A 2,504-nucleotide genomic window follows, 5' to 3' on the forward strand; every position below is an offset into this window, starting at 1 on the left:
CTTTCTTTCCCTCCCTGGCGCAGAATCACTTGACCGTTCATAAAAAAAGGCCCTGGGCCGAGGAGGGCTCAATGTGTGTAACTGCTTGATTGATGAGGGCGGACCCCTTGGAACCGGCTGGCAGGAGCAGGTTCTAAACCACCTTCGGCGGCTGAGGCCAAAAGCCCTGGTCGTGAGCACAGAAGGAAAAGGCCTGGGAAGAACCAGGTCAGGTGACTGGCAAGAAGAGGACCGAAAGGGAACCACTGATGACATGTCGAAAGCGTAGGGACGATGTCGAAACCGCAGGGGAGTCGTTAACGCGGGACGAGCTTCGGCGGTGCCTGTTTACGGACCGAAGCGGCATCCGGCATTGAGGTGGCCTCAGCTTGTCGGGGGCGGTCAAGCGGAACGTGGGAACCTGGGACTCCGATGCGAACGGAGAAGCCGCAAGTGGAAGAACCACGAGGGCGAGAGTACGGAAGCGGAGACCAGGGGCGGAACAACTCGTAGTAGTGATGAAGTCCCCGAAACGGGATGGAGCGAAGGGGTTGTGTTATGGAGCCAAATTCAATGAGCCAACCAGCAATGGGAGGAGCCGATGAGTGAGGCAAAGCCGTGTTGCGCGGACATCTACGCAGGGCGACGCACTGGGTCGCGCGCATCTCGAGACGCGATCCGAAGCTGTGGGCGCACTGGCAGCTGGGCGTGCGGCGGGGCTCCATGATGGGAGCCGTGTGAGCGGAGACGCTCAAGCACGGTTCTACGAGAGCCTCGGGGTGCAACTCCCCGGGGCTACTCACCCAATCCTTCTCCAGCAGGGCTGCGGCTTCACCCGGCATCCAATAGAGCCTCGGCGCCAGCCGCTGAATCGACTGCGCCGCATAGCCGGGCAGTCGCAAAATCCCCCGATCCTCGTGAAGCGTCACGAGCGCGCGGAGGGGAGGGGTTGGCTCGTGCTGCTTGCCGGCCCTCTCCCTCCGCGCGGGATCGCAACTGGAAAGCCGCCAGACCAAAGCCGGAAAGGAGGCAGAGTCCCGCCGCCAAGCCGCCGAGTTGCTCCAAGGAATAGGCGAGGGGGGGAGTGGGGAGCAAAGAGGCTCGCCCGGCCGAGCAGAAAACTCCCCGCAAGCCATCCGCCGACGACCCAATTTGCCTTTGGACTGCGGCAAAGCAGGGCTCCATGCGGCCACCAATGGCCGCTGACCAGAACCCATAGGGAAAAGAGGAGCCTGCTCGAAGGCAAGGGCGGAGCAGGTACGCCACGCAGCGCAAGAAGCAGCCCTCCATACAGGATTAGAAGAAGGCTCGCATCCATCGTTCTTTCCTTGTTATCGTTGCCCCCTTATGGCTTATGGCAAATCCAATACGCCGCCTTCCATGGGCTGCTGGCACGAAGGCGCGTTGGCCAAGCCATGGGGGAATCGCGAGTTGGGAAAATGGCAGGGAAGGGAGGTCGTGGAAGCCTCGGTGTTTCCCATCCAAGGATAGCAGGCCGCATGCGCGAAAAGATTGGACACTATCTCATCGATACCGCCGGTGCGCTCCTTGTCGCCATTGCGGTCGACCGCTTTGCTCCCGAACCGATTCACTCCTGGCTTCGCAACGGGTGGATCATGGCCGGAGACGCGATGGAGGCGGTGGTCCATTGGGTGGGTAGGCTTTTTCACTGAGGAGGGCAAGGCTCGGTTGGGCCTTTCCCTCGCTTAGGAACGATTCGCTTCTCGGGAAGGCAACGCGCGCCTGTGCGCGCTTTGTCTTTGTTCCTGAGTTGCGACAACGCCCCCGCCAGGAGCCTTTCGCGCGCCAACGGCGCAAGGGCCTCGAAGGCATCGGCGCCACGGAAGGCACGATCGTTCTCCACTTGCCAGAGGGGGTAATGAACTACCGTCATCAAGCCGCTAAGCGGCTCTGCTGCAGGTTTCGGGCTTTGCCGAGCGCATTGCCCAGGACGGTTCCCGCCCCTTCAACCTAAGTCCCGCCGCGAGCATGGCCAGCGCCGATGCTTGATCCCGGGTCGCGGCAAAGCCGCAGCCGCATCTGTGCTCACGCTCGGAAAGAGCCTTCTTTCGCACGATCCCGCACGCAGGGCATGTTTGCGAAGGCTTCTCCTCGCGTGGGTCCAACACGATCAGCTCGCAACTAGCACATCGCGTCATAATTACGTGACATAACAGTGCAGACTAGCCTGACTTTGACACTTTTTCACCGACATTGTGATTTATCAATTACTTACGGAAAGCATGTAGTACGTAATGTATGAAATAATATATCGGCGTGTATTCGTTGCGTTTGGCATAAAAGAGTGCGTAATGTACTTTTGCGAGGTCAAGTCGCGGCAGAAGGGGAAGGTCTACAAGAGTTATTTCATCCGAGAGTCGTATCGGACCGAGAAAGGGCCGCGTTCCCGGACGATCTGCAACGTCACCGCGCTACCCGAAGAGGTCCGGGAGCTGATTCGTTTGGGCTTGCAGGGGAAGAAGGTCGTCGAGGTCGAGAAGCTGGGACTGGAGGAGCAGTCGGAC

General features: G+C 59.9%; 3 protein-coding genes and 1 pseudogene. 2 read left to right on the forward strand and 2 right to left on the reverse strand.

Annotated elements, in window-relative coordinates:
* Positions 1 to 810 precede the first annotated feature (810 nt).
* Positions 811 to 1,269 carry a hypothetical protein gene (locus tag A37A_RS21555; protein ID WP_018291824.1) on the reverse strand — a complete coding sequence of 153 codons (459 nt, stop codon included), beginning with the start codon at positions 1,267 to 1,269 and terminating at the stop codon, positions 811 to 813.
* Positions 1,270 to 1,478: 209 nt separating this feature from the next.
* Here A37A_RS21555 and A37A_RS20755 point away from each other — a divergent pair, with 209 nt between their 5' ends.
* On the forward strand, positions 1,479 to 1,652 hold the full coding sequence (locus tag A37A_RS20755; RefSeq protein WP_018291826.1) for a hypothetical protein: 174 nt from the start codon (positions 1,479 to 1,481) through the stop codon (positions 1,650 to 1,652).
* 228 nt (positions 1,653 to 1,880) lie between these two features.
* Here the strand turns inward: A37A_RS20755 and A37A_RS22090 are convergent, their stop codons facing one another.
* A complete protein-coding gene (locus A37A_RS22090) occupies positions 1,881 to 2,138 on the reverse strand; it encodes a zinc ribbon domain-containing protein (protein ID WP_081616311.1) in 258 nt (85 codons plus the stop codon).
* A 153-nt stretch (positions 2,139 to 2,291) separates the two neighbouring features.
* Between A37A_RS22090 and A37A_RS20760 the strand changes: the two are divergent.
* A pseudogene (locus A37A_RS20760) lies at positions 2,292 to 2,504 on the forward strand (hypothetical protein); the annotation flags it as partial.

It is taken from the genome of Verrucomicrobium sp. 3C, from assembly GCF_000379365.1.
In the GTDB taxonomy this organism is placed as follows: domain Bacteria; phylum Verrucomicrobiota; class Verrucomicrobiia; order Methylacidiphilales; family Methylacidiphilaceae; genus Methylacidimicrobium.